Below are 19,005 nucleotides of genomic sequence, written 5' to 3'. Positions count from 1 at the left end.
TTATTTGTATATACATTTAATATTTAGCAAAGATCTAGGTGATTATGAATTTGATCCTCAAAAACGCACGAGTGGTCTCCATGAGTTCGGGAGCCGACGGTTATCAGCCCTCTTCCCCTCAAGATATCGTTATCGAAGACGGTAAGATCGTGTCTATCTCTTGTTCAAACCATGAGGCTCATGCTTATGAGGTAGAACAACCGAGCACTGATAACTCTGCGGATTACATCACCTATGATTGCAAAAACAAGCTCGTTACCCCAGGTCTGATTGATTGCCACACTCACCTCGTATTTGCAGGCAATCGCGCCAACGAATTTGAACAGCGTTTGAATGGTATCTCTTACACCGACATCGCCAAACAAGGCGGCGGGATTCTTGCGACAGTCACTGCAACACGCGCAGCGCAAGAGTCTGAACTGGTTGAAATGGCACTACCTAGACTCGATGGCCTGCTAAGAAGTGGCGTAACCAGCATCGAAGTAAAATCGGGCTATGGTTTAACACTTGAAGACGAACTCAAGATGTTACGTGCAGCTAAAGCGTTAGAAAATCATCGCCGAATTAAGATCACTACCACTCTCCTTGCAGCACACGCAGTACCGCCAGAATACAAAGAACAACCAGATCGTTACATAGATCTGGTTTGCCAAGAGATCATTCCTAAAGCTGCGGGGCAAGGGCTCGCCGATGCCGTTGACGTGTTCTGCGAATCTATCGGCTTCAACTTAGAACAAACCGAACGTGTATTTGCAGCTGCCAAAGCACATGGGCTAGCGATTAAAGGTCACACTGAACAACTTTCAAATATGGGCGGCAGTGCGCTCGCAGCTAAATACGGTGCACTCTCTGTCGACCATGTTGAATACCTTGATGAAACCGGAGTAAAAGCACTGGCAGAATCAGGCACAGTCGCCACCTTATTACCCGGGGCTTTCTACTTCTTGAAAGAGACTCAACAGCCACCTATTGCTTTACTTCGTGAACACAAAATCCCAATGGCGATCGCGACCGACCTAAACCCCGGCACATCTCCCTTTGCAGACTTAACGCTGATGATGAACATGAGCTGCACCCTGTTTGGTACGACGCCTGAAGAAGCGCTACGCGGTGTAACTTGTAACGCGGCGGCTGCCATTGGTGAGTCACAAACCAAAGGCAAAGTCGAAATCGGTTATGCCGCAGATTTGGCTATCTGGAACATCGACCACCCTGCAGATCTAAGCTATCAAGTCGGTGTTCCTCACCTGCATAAACGCATTGTTAATGGCGAGGTGTGTCATGACTCAATCTAAATCCAACGGTATCCAAGAGAACGCAACAACCGTGCATAACTTTGTGTGGACCGGACGTAATGATCTTGAAGATGGCGCACTCGGTACTCGCGTTCATCACATTACCAAGCAAGTGCAAAGTAGTGAGTTAAGTGACAAGCTGACTGACGGTGATATCGCCTTGGTAGGCTTTGCCAGCGATGCCGGTGTTGCAAGAAATAAAGGACGCGTGGGCGCGAAACAAGCACCTAACTTGATACGCCAAGCGTTGGCGAATATGGCTTGGCACAGTGACGCACACATCGCCGATCTTGGTGATATCGAGTGCAATGATGGTCAATTAGAAGTCAGCCAAAAACAGTGTGCTTCTGTGATTGCCAATGCCTTAGCAACCAACAAAGTGATTACCCTTGGCGGTGGTCACGAGGTGGCTTGGGCAACGTTCCAAGGTCTCGCTGAGCACCTAAATAAAATTCAATCAGAACACAATCCTAAGATCGGCATCGTTAATTTTGATGCTCACTTTGATCTTCGTGAATTTGAAAGCGACATCACCGATGTTAAACCGAGCTCCGGCACGCCTTTTAACCAGATCAGTGATTACTGCCACGCACATCAATGGCCGTTTCATTACGCTTGTCTTGGTGTGAGTGCCGCCAGCAATACCAAAGCGCTGTTTAACAAAGCTGACCAACTGGGCGTGTGGTATGAACACGACCGCAACATGACCCAAGTGAATCAAGTCGCTCAACTGATCAAGTTACAAAAATTCATCGTTGAGTGTGATTATCTCTATCTCACCATTGATCTCGATGTTTTCCCAGCAGCTACTGCGCCGGGCGTAAGTGCACCAGCGGCAAGAGGCGTGAGCTATGAAGCGCTTGCTCCTTTTCTAGAACAGATTTTCCAACACAGTGAAAAACTCATTATCGCGGACATAGCGGAATACAACCCAGACTACGACGTCGATGGCCAAACGGCTCGATTAGCGGCTCGTTTATGTTGGGATATTGCCAGTGCAATGGCCAGCGACTAATCCAGCTATACCGATAACTACAACTACAACTACAACTACAACTACAACTACAACTACAACGATATAACGTGAAACAGAAGGAATTCCAAAATGACGGAACACCACAACAGTGACCCTCGTCTCGACACGACTCGCGAAATTCGCGCACCTCACGGCACCACTTTGCGCGCTAAATCTTGGTTAACAGAAGCACCACTGCGTATGCTGATGAACAACCTAGACCCTGATGTGGCAGAACACCCACATGCACTGGTTGTGTATGGCGGTATTGGTCGCGCGGCACGTGATTGGAAATGTTATGACAAAATTGTTGAAGTATTAGAGCGTTTAGAGGACGACCAAACCTTACTTGTTCAATCAGGTAAACCTGTGGGCGTGTTCCCGACTCATAAAAACGCACCTCGCGTACTGATCGCTAACTCGAACCTTGTTCCACACTGGGCGAACTGGGAACACTTCAACGAGCTCGATAAAGAAGGCTTGATGATGTACGGCCAAATGACCGCGGGCAGCTGGATCTACATTGGTTCACAAGGCATCGTTCAAGGTACTTACGAAACCTTTGTCGCTATCGCGAAGAAGCACTTCCAAGGTGAAGCAAACGGCAAGTGGGTTCTAACGGGCGGTCTTGGTGGAATGGGCGGCGCTCAACCTCTTGCTGCAACGATGGCTGGCTTCTCAATGATCGCAGTGGAGTGTGATGAATCACGAATCGACTACCGCTTGCGTACTGGCTATGTAGACAAAAAAGCCACCAGCTTAGATGAAGCGATGGCAATGATTAAAGAGTCAGACACGCCAATCTCTGTTGGCTTATTAGGTAACGCCGCAGACGTCTTCCCAGAGTTAGTTGAACGCAATATCACACCTGATGTGGTGACTGACCAAACCTCTGCCCACGATCCTCTTAACGGCTACTTGCCGCAAGGTTGGACGATGGAGAAAGCCGCACAAGAGCGCTCCATTGATGAAGCAAAAGTGGTGAAAGCCGCTAAGCAATCTATGGCGATTCAAGTACAAGCGATGTTAGACCTGCAATACCGCGGCGCAGCGACCGTGGATTACGGTAATAACATTCGCCAAATGGCACTGGAAGAAGGCGTAGAAAACGCGTTTGATTTCCCAGGTTTCGTTCCGGCTTATATTCGACCTTTATTCTGCGAAGGTATTGGTCCTTTCCGTTGGGCGGCACTATCTGGTGACCCAGAAGACATCTACAAAACAGACCAAAAAGTAAAAGAACTGATTCCAGACAACCCACATCTACATAACTGGCTAGATATGGCGCGTGAACGCATTCAGTTCCAAGGCCTGCCAGCGCGTATTTGTTGGGTTGGCTTGAAAGATCGTGAACGCTTAGGCCAAGCATTCAATGAAATGGTGAAAAATGGCGAACTGAAAGCACCAGTTGTTATCGGTCGTGACCACCTAGATTCAGGTTCAGTAGCAAGCCCGAACCGCGAAACAGAAGGCATGATGGATGGATCAGATGCCGTATCAGATTGGCCTCTATTGAATGCCCTTCTGAACACAGCGGGCGGCGCAACTTGGGTTTCTTTGCACCATGGTGGTGGCGTTGGTATGGGCTTCTCGCAACACTCAGGCATGGTGATTTGTTGTGACGGCAGTGAAGATGCATCACAGCGTATTGCTCGCGTACTTCACAATGACCCAGCAACCGGCGTTATGCGTCATGCTGATGCAGGTTACGATATTGCCAAGCAATGTGCCAAAGAGCAGAAGCTTGATTTACCTATGCTAAACGAAGAACTTCGTCGCCTTTAATGTCTGGAGAGAACATGTTGAACTTATTACTTAAGCCAGGACTTCTTGGCCTATCTGAACTTCGAAAAATCAGCCGTAGCCCTGTGAACTTATCACTCGATCCTGCAGCAATCCCGGATATCGAAGCGAGCATGCAAGTTGTCGAACAAGTGATTGCTGAAGACCGCACTGTGTATGGCATCAACACGGGTTTTGGCTTATTAGCAAACACCAAGATTGCGCCTGAAGATCTCGAAGTTCTACAGAAAAGTATCGTACTTTCTCACGCTGCGGGCATTGGCAAGTTCATGTCTGATGAAACCGTACGCTTGATGATGGTATTGAAGATTAACAGCTTGTCTCGCGGTTACTCTGGTATCCGCCTCAAAGTGATTAACGCTCTTATCGATCTTGTGAACGCGCAGGTTTACCCGTGTGTTCCACAAAAAGGATCAGTAGGCGCATCTGGAGATCTTGCTCCCCTCGCCCACATGAGTACCGTTCTGCTAGGTGAAGGCCAAGCACGCCACAACGGCAAGATCATCACTGGCTTAGAAGCAATGCAGATCGCAGGTCTTGAACCAATCACACTTGCGCCGAAAGAAGGCTTAGCGCTGTTAAACGGCACACAAGCATCGACTGCCTTTGCATTAGAAGGTCTGTTCGCAGCGGAAGACTTGTTTGCGTCTGCAACCGTATGTGGTGCAATGTCTGTTGAAGCTGCACTGGGTAGTCGTCGTCCGTTTGACCCTCGAATTCATCGCGTTCGTGGTCATCGTGGTCAAATGGATGCCGCGCTTGCTTATCGCCATATGCTTGATCAAAAGAGTGAGATTGGTGAATCACACACTTGCTGTGAAAAGGTTCAAGACCCTTACTCGTTGCGCTGTCAGCCTCAAGTGATGGGTGCCTGTTTACAGCAAATTCGTAATTCAGCAGAAACGTTAAACGTTGAAGCGAACTCGGTATCGGATAACCCACTGGTATTTGCTGAAGACGGCGACATTATTTCAGGTGGTAACTTCCACGCAGAACCTGTGGCAATGGCAGCGGATAACCTAGCACTTGCGATTGCAGAAATTGGTAGCCTTTCTGAACGAAGAATGGCACTGCTGATTGATAGCGCACTAAGCAAACTTCCACCTTTCTTAGTCGATAACGGCGGCGTTAACTCAGGCTTTATGATTGCTCAAGTAACGTCTGCTGCTCTGGCAAGCGAGAATAAAACACTGGCACACCCAGCTTCAGTAGACAGCCTTCCAACATCGGCAAACCAAGAAGATCATGTATCTATGGCAACCTTTGCGGGTCGTCGACTGCGTGACATGGCAGAAAACACCCGTGGCATCTTGGCTGTTGAATACTTAGCAGCAGCACAAGGCTTGGATTTTAGAGCACCAAATCTCTCTTCTCCTCGAGTAGAAGAAGCAAAACAGATACTGCGCGAGAAAGTCAGCTTCTACGACAAAGATCGCTACTTCTCACCAGATATCGAGCAAGCTAACTTATTGCTCAAATTGTCTGTACACAACCACTTAATGCCTGAAGGTATTTTGTGTAGCTTCTGAGTCGTGAAATAACACGTCATATAAGCAAGGGCTATCGATTAGCCCTTGTTGCATTGAGCCAGTCACCATATCCCCTGTAAAACTGCCACATACCATCCAACGTATTTATCTAATTGACTGATATATAAGCAAAGTTAACTGGATAGACCATTAGATCGAAGTTAGTTAGCTATAATCCACCCCAGATTTGATGACTAATAGCGATACTATGTTTCTGACACCTTACTTTTCTACTGAAGACAATCAATTTCAATTCACTCGTGAACAAGCTAGCCACTTTGCTAAAAAAGTAGCTGCTGACTTCAACCCAATTCACGATGAAGACAACAAGCGCTTCTGCGTGCCTGGCGATCTTTTGTTTGCAGTTCTTCTGCAGAAAGAAGGCATCAGCCAAAAAATGCGTTTTGATTTTTCAGGTATGGTGGGTAACGGTATTGCGCTTAGCGTTGACAACAAATGTGAGAAAGAAAGCTCACTGGTTGACGAGAAAGGCAAAGAGTACCTACACATGTCTTGTGAAGGTGAAAAGAGCCACGACCAAGCATTCATCGAGCACGTGGTAACAAACTACGTTAAGTTCTCTGGCATGAACTTCCCACACATCATGGTTCCTCTTATGGAAGAACAACAAATGATGATCAACTGCCAACGTCCTCTAGTGATTTACGAGAGCATGGAAGTTGAATTTACTCGCCTAGACCTGTCTCACCCAGAAGTTGAATTCTCTGGCGCGACTTTTGATGTTGAAGGAAAACGTGGCATCGTGACCCTGAACTTCGATTTCAAAGAAGACGGCGAAGTAGTAGGTAAAGGCGTGAAGCGTATGGTAGCAAGTGGCCTTAAGCCATACGACCAAGCTTCTGTAGACGACCTAGTAAACCGCTTCAACGAACGCAAAGAGATGTTTCTAGCTCAGTTCACAGCCGCTGCTTAATCAGCTCTAGAACAAGATCAATAAAGCCCAGCTTGATAATCTCAAGCTGGGCTTTTTTATTTCGATTACTAAGCCAGCACTCAAATCATCACTAAATCCAGCGTCTAACCTTTTGTTTGTAATCAACATATTCTGCGCCGAATAATTGTTCTAGTGCTCGCTCTTCGGGTTTGATTTGGAAGTAATTCATGTAGATTACGAAGCCAAAGCTAAGTAGTAAACTGAAGATATTCTGGAAGAAGTAGCCAAAGCAAAATAGCAGGATGAACAACCCTAAGTACATTGGGTTTCGCGTGTAGCCAAAAATTCCACTGTCCACGACGGCTGAAGCGGTTTCTACTTTGATCGGGTTAACGGTGGTTTTCTGTTTTCGAAATTCCAATATGCCGGATATTCCGATCACACCACTCAATGTGACTCCGATTCCTAACACAATCATTCCATAAGGCAATGCCAGTGTCCCTTGGCTCAACTGTTGAGCGCAGAAGTATGATGCTACGAATACAATAATGAACAGTGCAACTGGTGGTACTTTTAATTCTAGAAATTTCATACTTTTCCTTATTAACATTCCTTTGTTAGTTTAGAAAAAAGCCCAGCAATTGCTGGGCTAAATGTATTAGAGAATTTTTGCTAGCGCCTGTAATGGGTGAGCAAGCTTCTCACCTTCAAAACGCTTCACTTGGCTGCGGCAAGAATAGCCCGTCACCAAGCAACGATCTTTTGGTAAGTCCTGCATTTGAGGCTTCCAGCTTAAACCATATATGTCTTTCGACATTTGTAGCTTATCGACTTCGTGGCCGAAAGTTCCCGCCATACCACAACAGCCGACAGGAACGCTGGTTAACGCCGCCCCAAAGTGTTTGAAGATAGTACCCCACTCTTTTTCAGCGTTCGGCATTTTGGTTTTCTCAGCACAGTGAGCAAACAAGTACCACATATCTTCACTTGCTGAGCGTGCTTCGAACTCACCTAGCGATGGCATTAACCATTCATGCACAGTAAGTACATCAAAGTCGCCGCGCTTGTCACCTAAGATCTCGACGTATTCATCGCGGTAACAAAGCACAAGAGCAGGATCAACACCGACCAAAGGAATTCCGATATCCGCCACCATCGACAAGAAATCCGAAGTCGATTTCGCCTCACGTGCAAAACGATTTAAGAAGCCCTTGATGTGCAACGCTTTACCATTCGGTTTGAACGGCAGCAGTACCGGAGTTTTGCCAAGTTTTTGAGCCAGAGTGACGAAGTCTTCAATCACCTCGGCATCATAGAAGCTGGTAAACGGGTCTTGAACGATCAGCACATGCTGTTTCTTCTGTTCAGAAGACAAGCCTTCTAAATACTGTAAATCGAAGAGTTGCAGCTCTTTACTCGCTAGACGATTTTTGAGCGTAGGCACCGACATCAATGGTGCATCAACATAACCGACCGTTTTAGCTGTTGCCGTTTGGATCCACTTTTGACCCAATGCAGCGTTGACTACTTTTGGCGCTTTCGCCATCAGCGGCAGCATGGTTTCAATGTTGGCAACTAGATAATCTTTTGCAGGGCGCTGGTAACGCGAGTAGTAGATGTTCAAGAATCGAGAACGGAAACTTGGTACATCGACTTTGATCGGACATTGACTCGCACACGCTTTACACGCCAAACAACCGTTCATCGCCTCATGAACTTCATGCGAGAAATCGTACTCATGGCGTTTGTTCATCGTATTGCGAACACGCTCAATCATAGTCTTAACGGGTGTGTTGTCTTTCAACGCTTCTTGCTCAAGGTCGAGAATATCAACGCCTTGTTCAGTCAGTTGACGCAACCACTCTCTTACCAAGCCTGCGCGGCCTTTGGGTGAGTGACGTCGGTCAGCCGTAACTTTCATTGAAGGACACATTGGCGAGCTAGTATCGTAGTTGAAACACAAGCCGTTACCGTTACATTCCATTGCTTGCTTGAAGCTGTCACGAACTTGTACGTCGATCTGACGGTCGTAGAAACCACGCTTGGTATCGGTGACTTTCACCAATTCAGCGTCACTTTCTAAAGGCGTACAGATCTTGCCTGGGTTCATCTTGTTGTGCGGGTCGAATGCTGCTTTAATACGTCTTAATTCGGTAAACAGCTCTTCACCAAAGAAGTCTGGGCCATACTCAGAACGGAAACCTTTACCGTGCTCGCCCCACATTAAACCGCCGTATTTCGCCACCAGCTTAACCACTTCATCAGAGACTTCATGCATCAATGCTTCTTGCATCGGGTCACACAGATCCAATGCTGGACGAACGTGTAATACGCCCGCGTCAACGTGACCAAACATGCCGTAATTCAACTCTTTTGAATCGAGTAACACTCTAAATTCAGAGATGAAATCCGCGAGGTTTTCTGGTGGTACACAAGTATCTTCAGCAAAAGCGACTGGCTTAGCTCGGCCTTTCGCCGCACCTAACAGACCCACTGCTTTCTTACGCATGTTGTAGATTCGGCCAATGCTCGCCAAATCGCTACAAACTTGAAAACCAATCACGCCGGCTTCTTCGCTTTCAACCATGGTTTCAAGGCGTGCAGTCAGCGCTTGAACTTGCTGTTCAACTTCCGCTTCATCTTGGCCTGCAAACTCAACCATGTTGATGCCAAGCATCTCTTTGTTCGGAACATCAGTCAGCAAATCGCTCACGGTGTGCCAAACGATGTCTTGCTTCGCTAGGTTCAATACTCTTGAATCTACCGTTTCAACAGACAGTGCTTTCGCTTCCACCATGAACGGCGCATTACGCAGCGCAGAATCAAACGTGTTGTATTTCACGTTAACCAGTGTGCGCGCTTTTGGAATCTTGGTTAGGTTTAACTTTGCTTCCGTGATGAATGCTAAAGAACCTTCAGCGCCACATAGAACGCGAGTTAGGTCAAAGCTGTCATCTTGTTCGTTGATTGCATTCTTTAGGTCATAGCCTGTTAAGAAGCGATTCAGCGGAGGGAATTTATCTAAGATTTGAGCGCGTTTGTCTCGACAAACCGCCTCTGTCACCGCAAGTGCATGGTGAGCGAATTCACCCTCTACAGGTAAGCCGTGTGATAAATCAGATTCTAGACATGAACCATCTGCGAACACCGCTTGCAGCGACAATACATGGTCAGACGTTTTGCCGTACTTCAATGACCCTTGGCCCGAAGCATCGGTATTGATCATGCCACCCAAGGTTGCTCGGTTACTGGTAGAAAGGTCTGGAGAGAAAAAGTAACCATAAGGGCGAACAGCGTCGTTCAATTGATCTTTAACGACACCAGACTGAACTCTTACCCAGCCCTCTTTCTCGTTAATCTCAAGAACCTTATTCATGTATCGCGACAGGTCAACCACGACACCTTTTGTTAAAGATTGTCCGTTGGTTCCGGTACCGCCGCCACGAGGGGAAAAAGTCACGCGTTCGTAAGCGGATTTAGAAACCACTTTACCGATAAGCACAACGTCTTGCGTTGTTTTAGGAAGGATGACCGCCTGCGGCAATTGCTGATAGACACTATTATCAGTCGCCACAGCCAAACGGCTAGAATATTGAGATTCAATGTCGCCAGTAAAGCCCGCTGTTTTTAGTTCATCTAAAAAGCGTACGACAACTGGATCGACATCAGCATTGAGTTGAAGTCTTGGTAACATTTGCTTCCTGCCCCTACTTCGCTGATCCTATCAGCATTGGGTTATCTGAGATTTATAATAATTTTCTTTGAATTTCGTCACTTTACTACTATTAAGATCATATAAAAAGGTGATCAAATCAGAATCTCAGTGCAAGAATGGAGAAATAGTCACTTTCGTCTTAATTCAGTAACAATATACTGAATAACATTTTGTTTAAGACATCTCCACGAGCACATCACAATGAAAAAAAACAAAACAGTCACAACTGAAGATATCCTTCTTAAACTATGCCAATCAGTCTCAAGCGTACTGACTTCAGCGACGGCTTCTCAGGTGTCCTATTCAGCCATGGTTCAAAAGATCAACAAGACAAGCCTAAAGCCAGATTTTGGTTGCTTCGTTCTGTTTGACGGCGGCTTTTCTGGTCTCGTTGTTATTAATTTTACGTCCAAAGCAGCGCTAGAGATCTACACCAATTACATGCGCAATATGGGCATGCCTGAAAACGAGCTTGCTGTGCTTCATACTTCAGACGAAGTGGGTGATGTATTGGGTGAGTTGATGAACCAATTAGTTGGCGATTTCACCAATAAAATCCGCAAAGAGCTGCAAACCAACATCACACAAAACCAACCGAAAATGCTGGCTCTGAACAAGCAAGTTAACCTTTCTGTTGATACCAATCTCGACCGTCCACAAGCTCGTCGTGTGACCTTCTCTACCGCTAATAACAACATCTTCTACCTTGAGCTTGCGATGGATAAGACTGAGTTCATTCAATTAGAAGAATTTGAAATCGCAGAAGACGAATGTCCAGATAGCATTCTTGAGGCGACTCAGAAAAAAATGCAAGAAGCGAACAAGCCAGCTCAAAGCTCTGGCAATGATTCTGCGGCAGATCTACTCGATGAACTGGGTATCTAGTTTACGAATGCTCTAGACATATTGAAAAAACGTGTCACTAACGCCATCAATACGCTTGATGGCGTTTTTGTTTTTACCGCCAACTGGGCTCATGCAGTTCAATGTTCACCGCCTTCCTTGTTCATCAAACCAGTTTTGCCTTTCTGTTACCCGCGAAAACATGTAAAATGTTGGACTTTTAAAAATTTGCGGTACTGATTAAATTGTCGATGGATAAGAAAAAAGCCCTAAAGAAAATTGCCAAGTGTCTTGAGCTTGGAAATTCTGCGAACGTCAATGAAGCTGCCAATGCGATAAAAATGGCGCATAACTTGATGCTGAAATATGGTCTCGAAAAAGACGATATTGAATTTATCAAGATGGGGAAAACTCAGTCCAGTCACCTGTTACCTGCAAATATCAGTTCTACACTGCTGCGTGTTATTCGCGGTATCAACACCAAATTTGGCGTAGAAGCCGTATTGCTGAATCATAAAGGCCTCAAGCGTGTTGAGTTCATTGGTGAAGCCGACCGCGCGATCTTCGCAGCGTTCGCTTTCGATATCATTTATCGTGAACTGAATGAACACACCGGCCAATTCAGAAATAGCTTTGCTGGCTCTGGCACAGGGTCCTTAGAAGTGACACGCCGCGTGAACTCGTTTGTTTCAGGCTGGGTTGAAGGTGCACTTGAAAAGCTCCCAACCATTACTCCAGACGACGAATCAAACAACAAGATCAACAACTACATCGATAAAGAATTCAAAAATATCGACCGTGAAACGTTCAAGCAGCAACTGAGAGAAGCGATGAAAAACCTCACCGCTGACTATGAAGTTGGCTTGAAGAAAGGTCGTAAATTGTCTGTTAATCGACCAGTTGGCGGTACCCAGGCAGCTAAAAAGATAACTAAATCATAGAGCCGATGCACATTGGCTTAGGGTATTGATAGTGATTACTTTAGTCGTATCACTCGCCGAAGAAGATACGACTTAATTGACAACCACATATCGTATTAGACTTAACTATGAGGTCCCATTGTTTATCGTGTCCAATTTTCCCCCCTCATCATTTCTTAGAACACTATTTCTAACCCTCATCTTTTCCACGATTCAACTGTCCACCACACATTTCGTGCACGCAGCAAGCAGTGATGAATTTTCACTAGAATCACAACCTCAAGATCCAGTTTCTCAATACCAATTGGCTCAAGCTTATGAATCGGGTGTCGACGTTCCTGTTAGCACCAGTGATGCATTGTATTGGTACACGCAGTCAGCAGAAAACGGCAACCCAAACGCGCAATTTAGACTGGGTGAATGGTACTTGGCAGGTACAGGTGTTGAACAAAGTAACAAGCTTGCTTTGGAATGGTTTATTAAAGCGGCGTTGCAAGGTAACCAGCGCGCACCTATCGAGGTAGCAAAACTCTACGAATCCTCGCTAGAACAAGACCTCCTTCAACCATTAGATAAAGCGCAGCTATGGTATGAAGCAGCCTTAAAAGATAATCCACAAGCAGAAGAGGGCTACAACCGCATTTTGGAAGCACAATTCAACCAGCAACGTGCAAAACAGATCTCTTCAATAGAACAGCTCGATGACAGCATCGACTCTGAAATAGACACCAGTCAGGGGGTATCTAAGCACGTTCAACCTAACCAAGCATCACGCTCTAACCTCTCCAGTTCTAACCTAACTAGCTCTGACTATATGATTGGTGCTGCGTTGGCCGTGTTGATTTCAATCATCAGCATTATTGCGACGCTCGTTATCTCAAGAAAAAGACAAGCTCTAAAGTCGGGTGATTCGCGACAGCAACAACAATCACTTGAAGCGCAGCTTAGCTCGAAGGACCTTACGATTAAGCAGCAAAAACGCCAGCTGAACACTATGTTCCACGAATTGAAGAAGCAGAAAAACAGCAAAGGTCTGAGTAATTTGCAGGTGGCCTGCGCGCTATTTGGCTACACACCTAGCTCAATCCCCGACCAGAAAAGCATCAAGATCCGATACAAACAGCTATCAAAGATCTACCATCCAGATGGTCACGGATGTGACGAAGAAATGAAACGTTTGAACAATGCGCTAAAAACCATCTTACAAAATGTTACAAAACCGTAAACAAACACACATCTTCATTTTCCTAGATCTCAAAGATATCGATTTTATTGGTGTTGCAATCGATCCCCCTCTCAAAAACGGGTAACAAACTATTAACTAATGGGTCTTACTTGTGTCATAATTTGCGCCGAAAATACACCTGACTTAAACAGGTGAGGAGAGAATATGTTCACAATAGAAGGCGTTTGTGATTGGTGCAAAAAGCCAAGCCTAGTTAAAAAGCACGACTACCTAGATGGTAAGTGTCATCATGCATGTAACGAGTGCAATGATATTGCAACCATTGATGTTCGCCAGTTCAATATTGGTGAAATTGAAATGAGAGCAAAACTCTCCCAAGCGACATTGAGATAAGCAACACCGTGAAATATAAGAAAGCGCCTAAGGCGCTTTTTTTGTGCCTGTGGTTTTAGATCTTCTTTCTTCTTTCTTCTCTCTTCTTTCTTCTCTCTTCTCTCTTCTCTCTTCTCTCTTCTCTCTTCTCTCTTCTATACAGGTATATACAGTACTTTTCTGCAAAAACCAGTGTATACACCTGTATAAAGCTCACATTTATTCAACTTATGATACAAAACAGCAGATTCATTCAAATTTAATTTATCGAATACTTTCAATGATTTAATCATTTACCATCCATAACCTCAGACGAAATCGTCCAATAATCCCGCAAAAAAAGCTTGATCTTATAAGTAACTAAAACTACTGTATGCACATACAGCATGTATATAAGGACAGCAAAATGATTCAAGCACACGTTAAAGCACAACACTCTAGCCCGCTAGTTCACTGCGCATTTACATCAGTTTCTCGTAAAAGCAAAAATTCAAACGAGGAAGCGTTGTTTGCAAGAATGGCGTTGCTGTCCAATCAACATCAGTGGTTACTGTTTACGGCTCAAACACCAAGACCATCGGCTAAGCAGCTTAAGCAACATAATGTTTGCTGCGACCGCGTTATTCATATGAAAGCCTCTCATCAAATGACTGAGGTAGAGACTGTCGAGAAAGCAATCCGCTCTAAGAATGCGAGCGCGATTGTTGCAAGTGCATCGATTGATCAGTTCAGCCAACAGTACCTAAGAACATTAGGGTTACGCTTTCAATGTGAAGTCTTCTTTATGGATGCAAATTCAGAGCGTATTCACTAAGCCACCTTGCTTAATAACATTTTGGCTCAAAAACATGGTCCACAAACATAGCTTAATCTTTTAGCTAACAAACTTAATTTAACTTAAGAAACAATTCGCCAAAACACAGTCCAAACATACTGCCTTCCCCTGCCCTACAATTCGCCCATTTTTTAGCGGATTGTTAGGCGGGGGTTTTTATTTAAACAACAGATTTAGCAATCGTTTGCTTTTTCTCTGGAAGCAAATAGTAGATTGGGTATAATGCCCGTCTAATCATGTGCACACCGCACTTCTCTGTATGACGTTTGATAAAAGATAGGAATGTCTAAATGAGCCTTGCTGATCAAGTTCTTGCCGTAAATGATGACCTACCAATCCGTACTGATAAACCTGTCCACAGTGGCAAGGTTCGTTCGGTCTACTGGTTAACTGAAGAAGATAGCCAACGACTAATTAAAGAGAAAGGCTACGATGTAGCACCAGATGCGCCTTTAGCAATCATGGTGATCAGTGACCGTATCTCTGCATTTGATTGTATCTGGCGTGGTGAAGGGAATCTTAAAGGTGTTCCAGGTAAGGGAGCGGCTCTGAATGCTATCTCTAACCACTGGTTCAAATTGTTTAAAGACAACGGACTTGCTGACAGTCATATTCTTGATATCCCTCACCCGTTCGTATGGATTGTACAAAAAGCTCGCCCAGTCATGATCGAAGCGATTTGTCGTCAATACATCACTGGTTCAATGTGGCGTGCATACGCAAACGGCGAACGTGAATTCTGTGGTATCGAGATGCCTGAAGGCCTTGAGAAAGACAAGAAGTTGCCTGAGCTACTGATCACGCCTTCAACAAAAGGGATTCTGAAAGGTATTCCTGGCGTTCCAGAAGCTGACGATGTGAACATCACACGCAACAACATCGAAGATAACTTCGCAGCATTCAACTTTACTCAAGCAAGCGACATCGCGCATTACGAAAAACTTCTTAAAGAAGGCTTCAACGTAATCAGCCAAGCGCTAGCAAAAGTAGACCAAACCTTTGTTGATACCAAATTTGAGTTTGGCTACGTCAACGATGCTCAAGGCAAAGAAAAGCTTATCTACATGGACGAAGTCGGTACTCCAGATTCATCTCGCATTTGGGATACTCAGGAATATAACAACGGCAACATCGTTGAGAATTCAAAAGAAGGCTTCCGTCAGTTCTTGCTTAACTACTTCCCTGATGCCGACATTCTTTTGAATAAAGAGCGTATGCCAGAACGTGAAGCATTGGCTCGTGACAATGAACTTCCACTGGATTCTCTAATGTCTCTGTCTCGCACTTACCTTGATATCGCAGCGAAAATCACAGGTGCGGAGATCGTACTGAGCGAAAATCCTAAGCAAGAGATCATCGATGTACTGCGCGCTGACTATGGTCTAATCGACTAGTCGCTTAATTGCTAATTGCTTAATCGCTTAATCGCTTAATCTCAAAATAAAAAGCTCGAAAGCTAATAAGCTCGTAGACTCAAGTTTTAGATACTAAAAGGGCCTCAATATTTGAGGCCCTTTTTACGTGTACGTTTTTACTATTCCTCGAGAGAGATTATAGGCGAGCTGAAGTTACAGCTTAATCGTGAACTCTTCTCCAGAATTACCCGCAATCACTAAATGACTGCGCGATTCAATATACTCGATCTGCTCTTCTTCAAGTGAATATGGCATCACCACTTTGAGCTCATTGATCCCTTCCAGCTTAGCGAGCTTGAGTAAGGTAACAATGTTCGACTCATCACTTTTACGCGTCGACATTGATTTCAATGCCATCTGCCATAAACGATCCTCTGGGGTGCCCAACTCTTTAATGCTATCTCGCCAGACGGTACTGAACACTGGCGCAATTGTGGTGAGTGCTTCCAGAAAAGTCCATTTTTTACTGCATGAGGCGCCAAGAAATGTTGTGTAATCGAACTCTACACGCGTCTCTTCCTGTTTATCCATGATGTCCCCCGACACTTTGGCAACACAATATACTCAATATCTATCAACTCTTTCTTTATAGCAATAGGATATAGAAGAATAGTCTTTTATGACCTTTTGATTGGTTAAAAAGGAATATAAAAATCAAACTTGTAACAAAATAAGCACTGAAAAATCATATATGCATCTATTTGATTAATATTTTAGAGATAAAACTTATCCATCTATTTGATATCAATTATTCGACTCGCTTTTTTGAACTGAATACGCCAACCAGACCATGTCGGTAGCTCCCAACGTTTTGGCGATAACTTTCGGCTACCCGACTGATAATGGACGTAAATCAGCTTTCTTGCGGGCAAGTATTCAACATCGAGTTGCAAGTCGGCAAGGCTCAATGCAAACGGGTATTTTTCCGAAAATTCTGAGTAGAGCCAAGTTGGAATGCCATCGAACGGTATGTCTGCATGATCGAACATTTCCAATTCGCTGACATCAGTAACACCTAGTACTTCAAGCTGCTCTATAAACCATAGCTCAAAGTTAATGTTCTCAATTTCTGGTGTGTATTTAGTTTGTTCATCGAGACCAAGTTTCACATACAACTGCCAGTGTTTGATTTCTTGAGTGCGAGCCTTTGCAAAACCGGGAAGCTGCTCTCCATTTAACACAAGGTCGACGATAGGTTTTAACGATAGTTGCCCTTCAGCGGCGACGAGTTTGGTTGTAATCGTGCGGCCTGCGTACACCAATGCCATCTCGGTAAAAACACCATCATCATTCACAACGGTTTCGCCTTGCTCCCACTCTCCTAGTTCAGCATCAATGAGAAGCTCAAGAGGAATGGGTGTCGTGACCGTCGCTAAGGTCAGTGTTTGCTTAACGCCTCTTCCCGGCAAGCTGTGAGTATCCAACACCAACATCGCTTGTGCATTATCAGGGAAACGGTTCTGACGACCGAGCACCACTTCTAAAACACCATTGGCAAAGGCTTCTTTCCTTTTCAGTCGGCGCACAAACACCAGTTCAGGATGCAGATTCACAATGGTCTTGAGCAATTCAATGCGTTGGAAACGTGACGCGACTTCTAGCTGAGGAAGTTCAAATACCTCCCGCATTTGCTTCGCCAATCCTTGAGCTTCATTCAGAGCCTGTTGGTCGATGTCTAAATGCGGATATTCTCGACCGCGCACAATCTGAATCAACAGGCTTAAATCACACCCTTCCTTCTCTTGTTGCGCGAGCGCTTCAAGATGTTCTGCATTGTTTGGTAACTGATACAAGCGAGCAGGAACGGACAGCGCCGCAGTGAGATCAACCATCGCCTCTTTTAATGCTTTGGTTTTGATTCGAGTAACGATATCGGCATACAAAGCATCAATCGGCAACGGATACAGCTTTTTACCATGCTCGGTAACTTGATGGTCGGCGTTAATCGCTTCCATCGTCAGCAAGGTTTGAGTTGCACTGTTGAGTGATTTCTCTGGAATAGGGTCAAGGAAGGACAAGCTCTCAAGCGGAGATCCACAACATACTGCGGCCAACATAGGTTCAGTCAGCTCTTCACGCTGCAATTCAGGCGGTGTGACTAACTCTAACGCCGCATGTTCACCATATAGACGCACGCAAACGCCATCCATTACCCTACCCGCGCGGCCAGCTCGCTGTTTGGCACTCGCTCGTGATATGGATTTAAGCATCAGTGTGGTTCTGCCATTACGCTGAACGGTGCGTCTCTCTAATCCTGAATCTATCACCACGCCAATGTCAGGAATGGTTAATGAGGTTTCTGCAACGTTGGTCGCAAGGATGACCTTTCTCAAACCATTACCTTCAGTATGGATATTGCGACCCGATAACGCTGAATCTCGCTCTTTATCACTGACCGACGCATGCAATTTAACGACTTGGATATCTGGATTTTTCGCCAAGGCTTGTTCGCATTGCACGATCTCTTTTTTACCCGGCAGAAAAACCAACATATCGCCAGAAGAAGCGATCAGCTGATGATTCACTTCTTCCGCGATACGCTGCTCTAGATGTCGGATATCAGGCAGTGTTCTGGATTCATTCGCTCTGTGCTCAATCTCAACTTGATAGGTTCGCCCTTCACAGCTTATGCGATTCGCATCCAAATAATGAGCAAGGCGTTCACCCTCAATGGTTGCTGAAGTGATCACCAAACGATGACTCGCTTTTTGTTTGAGAATCGCCACCAGCAGATCAATGTCCCAGCGCCTCTCGTGAAACTCATCCACCACGATCACATCAAAACTAGCTAATCCATCTTCTGATAACCAACGCAGCGCGATACCGGGCGTCACAAAAACAACGTTAGTTTGCTCGTTGTATTCCGACTCAAGCTTAATCGCATAGCCCACTTTGCTACCCAACTTCTCGCCTGATCGCTGCGTGAGATATTTAGCCAGTGATGTACACGCGATGCGTCTTGGCTCCACCACTAACACTCGTCCATGTTGAGAGGCCCAAAGTGGCAGGCGCGTTGATTTACCTGATCCGGTTTCCGCCTCTACGACAAGGTGAGAATTAGCGATTTGTTCGTGGAATACGTTTTGATAAGCATCGATGGGAAGTAATGACATAAAATGGCGAGTAGCGAAAAAGTGTGAGCAAAGTATAACGAATTATCGTGTTGAAATTCGATAAGTGTG

The 19,005-nt window shown here is 45.2% G+C and carries 14 protein-coding genes and 2 pseudogenes; 12 read left to right on the top strand and 4 right to left on the bottom strand.

Annotated features, from left to right (window positions below; all coding sequences use genetic code 11):
* The first annotated feature begins 44 nt into the window (after positions 1-44).
* The 5 genes from hutI to AB4384_RS18300 all read left to right on the top strand — a co-directional run bounded on the left by hutI (position 45) and on the right by AB4384_RS18300 (position 6,576).
* On the top strand, positions 45-1,295 hold the full coding sequence (gene hutI / locus AB4384_RS18320) for an imidazolonepropionase (RefSeq protein WP_372129913.1): 1,251 nt from the start codon (positions 45-47) through the stop codon (positions 1,293-1,295).
* Complete coding sequence (gene hutG, locus AB4384_RS18315) at positions 1,282-2,310, top strand: formimidoylglutamase (protein ID WP_102393420.1); 1,029 nt, start codon at positions 1,282-1,284, stop codon at positions 2,308-2,310. Before hutI ends, hutG begins: the two co-directional genes overlap by 14 nt.
* A gap of 90 nt (positions 2,311-2,400) precedes the next feature.
* The gene (gene hutU / locus AB4384_RS18310) at positions 2,401-4,095 is read left to right on the top strand and encodes a urocanate hydratase (protein ID WP_017063597.1); all 1,695 of its coding nucleotides are present in this window, start codon (positions 2,401-2,403) and stop codon (positions 4,093-4,095) included.
* Between the two features lie 14 nt (positions 4,096-4,109).
* Positions 4,110-5,642: a histidine ammonia-lyase gene (hutH, locus tag AB4384_RS18305; protein WP_048607477.1), complete on the top strand. Its 1,533-nt coding sequence runs from the start codon at positions 4,110-4,112 to the stop codon at positions 5,640-5,642.
* Positions 5,643-5,850: 208 nt separating this feature from the next.
* On the top strand, positions 5,851-6,576 hold the full coding sequence (locus tag AB4384_RS18300) for a DUF3581 domain-containing protein (protein ID WP_016792117.1): 726 nt from the start codon (positions 5,851-5,853) through the stop codon (positions 6,574-6,576).
* 91 nt (positions 6,577-6,667) lie between these two features.
* On the opposite strand, the gene AB4384_RS18295 is transcribed toward AB4384_RS18300, so the two are convergent.
* Positions 6,668-7,129, bottom strand: a complete 462-nt coding sequence (locus tag AB4384_RS18295; protein ID WP_372129912.1) for an isoprenylcysteine carboxylmethyltransferase family protein — start codon at positions 7,127-7,129, stop codon at positions 6,668-6,670.
* A 66-nt stretch (positions 7,130-7,195) separates the two neighbouring features.
* A complete protein-coding gene (locus AB4384_RS18290; protein WP_102320504.1) occupies positions 7,196-10,231 on the bottom strand; it encodes an FAD-binding and (Fe-S)-binding domain-containing protein in 3,036 nt (1,011 codons plus the stop codon).
* Positions 10,232-10,453: 222 nt separating this feature from the next.
* On the opposite strand from AB4384_RS18290, the gene AB4384_RS18285 reads away from it, so the two are divergent.
* From AB4384_RS18285 to AB4384_RS18255, 7 genes and pseudogenes are all read left to right on the top strand, one after another.
* Positions 10,454-11,137, top strand: coding sequence for a DUF3334 family protein (locus AB4384_RS18285; RefSeq protein WP_017059770.1), 684 nt, complete (start codon positions 10,454-10,456; stop codon positions 11,135-11,137).
* Between the two features lie 209 nt (positions 11,138-11,346).
* A complete protein-coding gene (locus AB4384_RS18280) occupies positions 11,347-12,036 on the top strand; it encodes a DUF2786 domain-containing protein (RefSeq protein ID WP_017059769.1) in 690 nt (229 codons plus the stop codon).
* A gap of 118 nt (positions 12,037-12,154) precedes the next feature.
* A pseudogene (locus tag AB4384_RS18275) lies at positions 12,155-12,722 on the top strand (tetratricopeptide repeat protein); the annotation flags it as partial.
* A gap of 80 nt (positions 12,723-12,802) precedes the next feature.
* Positions 12,803-13,240 (top strand): annotated as a pseudogene (locus AB4384_RS18270) (hypothetical protein); the annotation flags it as partial.
* A gap of 165 nt (positions 13,241-13,405) precedes the next feature.
* Positions 13,406-13,594 (top strand): hypothetical protein, encoded by a 189-nt coding sequence (locus AB4384_RS18265; RefSeq protein ID WP_017070242.1) that lies wholly within the window; start codon positions 13,406-13,408, stop codon positions 13,592-13,594.
* A gap of 385 nt (positions 13,595-13,979) precedes the next feature.
* Entirely contained in the window at positions 13,980-14,387 is a 408-nt protein-coding gene (locus tag AB4384_RS18260; protein WP_017055178.1) for a SulA-like leucine-rich domain-containing protein, read from the top strand.
* 311 nt (positions 14,388-14,698) lie between these two features.
* A complete protein-coding gene (locus AB4384_RS18255) occupies positions 14,699-15,802 on the top strand; it encodes a phosphoribosylaminoimidazolesuccinocarboxamide synthase (RefSeq protein WP_017055177.1) in 1,104 nt (367 codons plus the stop codon).
* 174 nt (positions 15,803-15,976) lie between these two features.
* Here AB4384_RS18255 and AB4384_RS18250 read toward each other — a convergent pair whose 3' ends face one another.
* Positions 15,977-16,354, bottom strand: a complete 378-nt coding sequence (locus tag AB4384_RS18250) for a hypothetical protein (RefSeq protein ID WP_017059766.1) — start codon at positions 16,352-16,354, stop codon at positions 15,977-15,979.
* Between the two features lie 203 nt (positions 16,355-16,557).
* Positions 16,558-18,936: a helicase-related protein gene (locus AB4384_RS18245; RefSeq protein ID WP_372129911.1), complete on the bottom strand. Its 2,379-nt coding sequence runs from the start codon at positions 18,934-18,936 to the stop codon at positions 16,558-16,560.
* Positions 18,937-19,005: the final 69 nt, after the last annotated feature.

Source organism: Vibrio sp. 10N.261.51.A4, assembly GCF_041471945.1.
Taxonomy (GTDB): Bacteria; Pseudomonadota; Gammaproteobacteria; order Enterobacterales; family Vibrionaceae; genus Vibrio; species Vibrio crassostreae_C.
Note: the sequence above shows the minus strand (reverse complement) of the source record. Positions and strands in the feature narration are given on the sequence as shown.

What these genes read in the sequence shown, in the direction of transcription:
- AB4384_RS18295 (WP_372129912.1), bottom strand. Translation starts at nt 7,129, where the DNA reads ATGAAATTTCTAGAATTAAAAGTACCACCAGTTGCACTGTTCATTATT.
- AB4384_RS18290 (WP_102320504.1), bottom strand. Translation starts at nt 10,231, where the DNA reads ATGTTACCAAGACTTCAACTCAATGCTGATGTCGATCCAGTTGTCGTA.
- AB4384_RS18265 (WP_017070242.1), top strand. Translation starts at nt 13,406, where the DNA reads ATGTTCACAATAGAAGGCGTTTGTGATTGGTGCAAAAAGCCAAGCCTA.
- hutU (WP_017063597.1), top strand. Translation starts at nt 2,401, where the DNA reads ATGACGGAACACCACAACAGTGACCCTCGTCTCGACACGACTCGCGAA.
- hutG (WP_102393420.1), top strand. Translation starts at nt 1,282, where the DNA reads ATGACTCAATCTAAATCCAACGGTATCCAAGAGAACGCAACAACCGTG.
- AB4384_RS18300 (WP_016792117.1), top strand. Translation starts at nt 5,851, where the DNA reads ATGTTTCTGACACCTTACTTTTCTACTGAAGACAATCAATTTCAATTC.
- AB4384_RS18245 (WP_372129911.1), bottom strand. Translation starts at nt 18,936, where the DNA reads ATGTCATTACTTCCCATCGATGCTTATCAAAACGTATTCCACGAACAA.
- AB4384_RS18260 (WP_017055178.1), top strand. Translation starts at nt 13,980, where the DNA reads ATGATTCAAGCACACGTTAAAGCACAACACTCTAGCCCGCTAGTTCAC.
- hutH (WP_048607477.1), top strand. Translation starts at nt 4,110, where the DNA reads ATGTTGAACTTATTACTTAAGCCAGGACTTCTTGGCCTATCTGAACTT.
- AB4384_RS18285 (WP_017059770.1), top strand. Translation starts at nt 10,454, where the DNA reads ATGAAAAAAAACAAAACAGTCACAACTGAAGATATCCTTCTTAAACTA.
- AB4384_RS18255 (WP_017055177.1), top strand. Translation starts at nt 14,699, where the DNA reads ATGAGCCTTGCTGATCAAGTTCTTGCCGTAAATGATGACCTACCAATC.
- AB4384_RS18250 (WP_017059766.1), bottom strand. Translation starts at nt 16,354, where the DNA reads ATGGATAAACAGGAAGAGACGCGTGTAGAGTTCGATTACACAACATTT.
- hutI (WP_372129913.1), top strand. Translation starts at nt 45, where the DNA reads ATGAATTTGATCCTCAAAAACGCACGAGTGGTCTCCATGAGTTCGGGA.
- AB4384_RS18280 (WP_017059769.1), top strand. Translation starts at nt 11,347, where the DNA reads ATGGATAAGAAAAAAGCCCTAAAGAAAATTGCCAAGTGTCTTGAGCTT.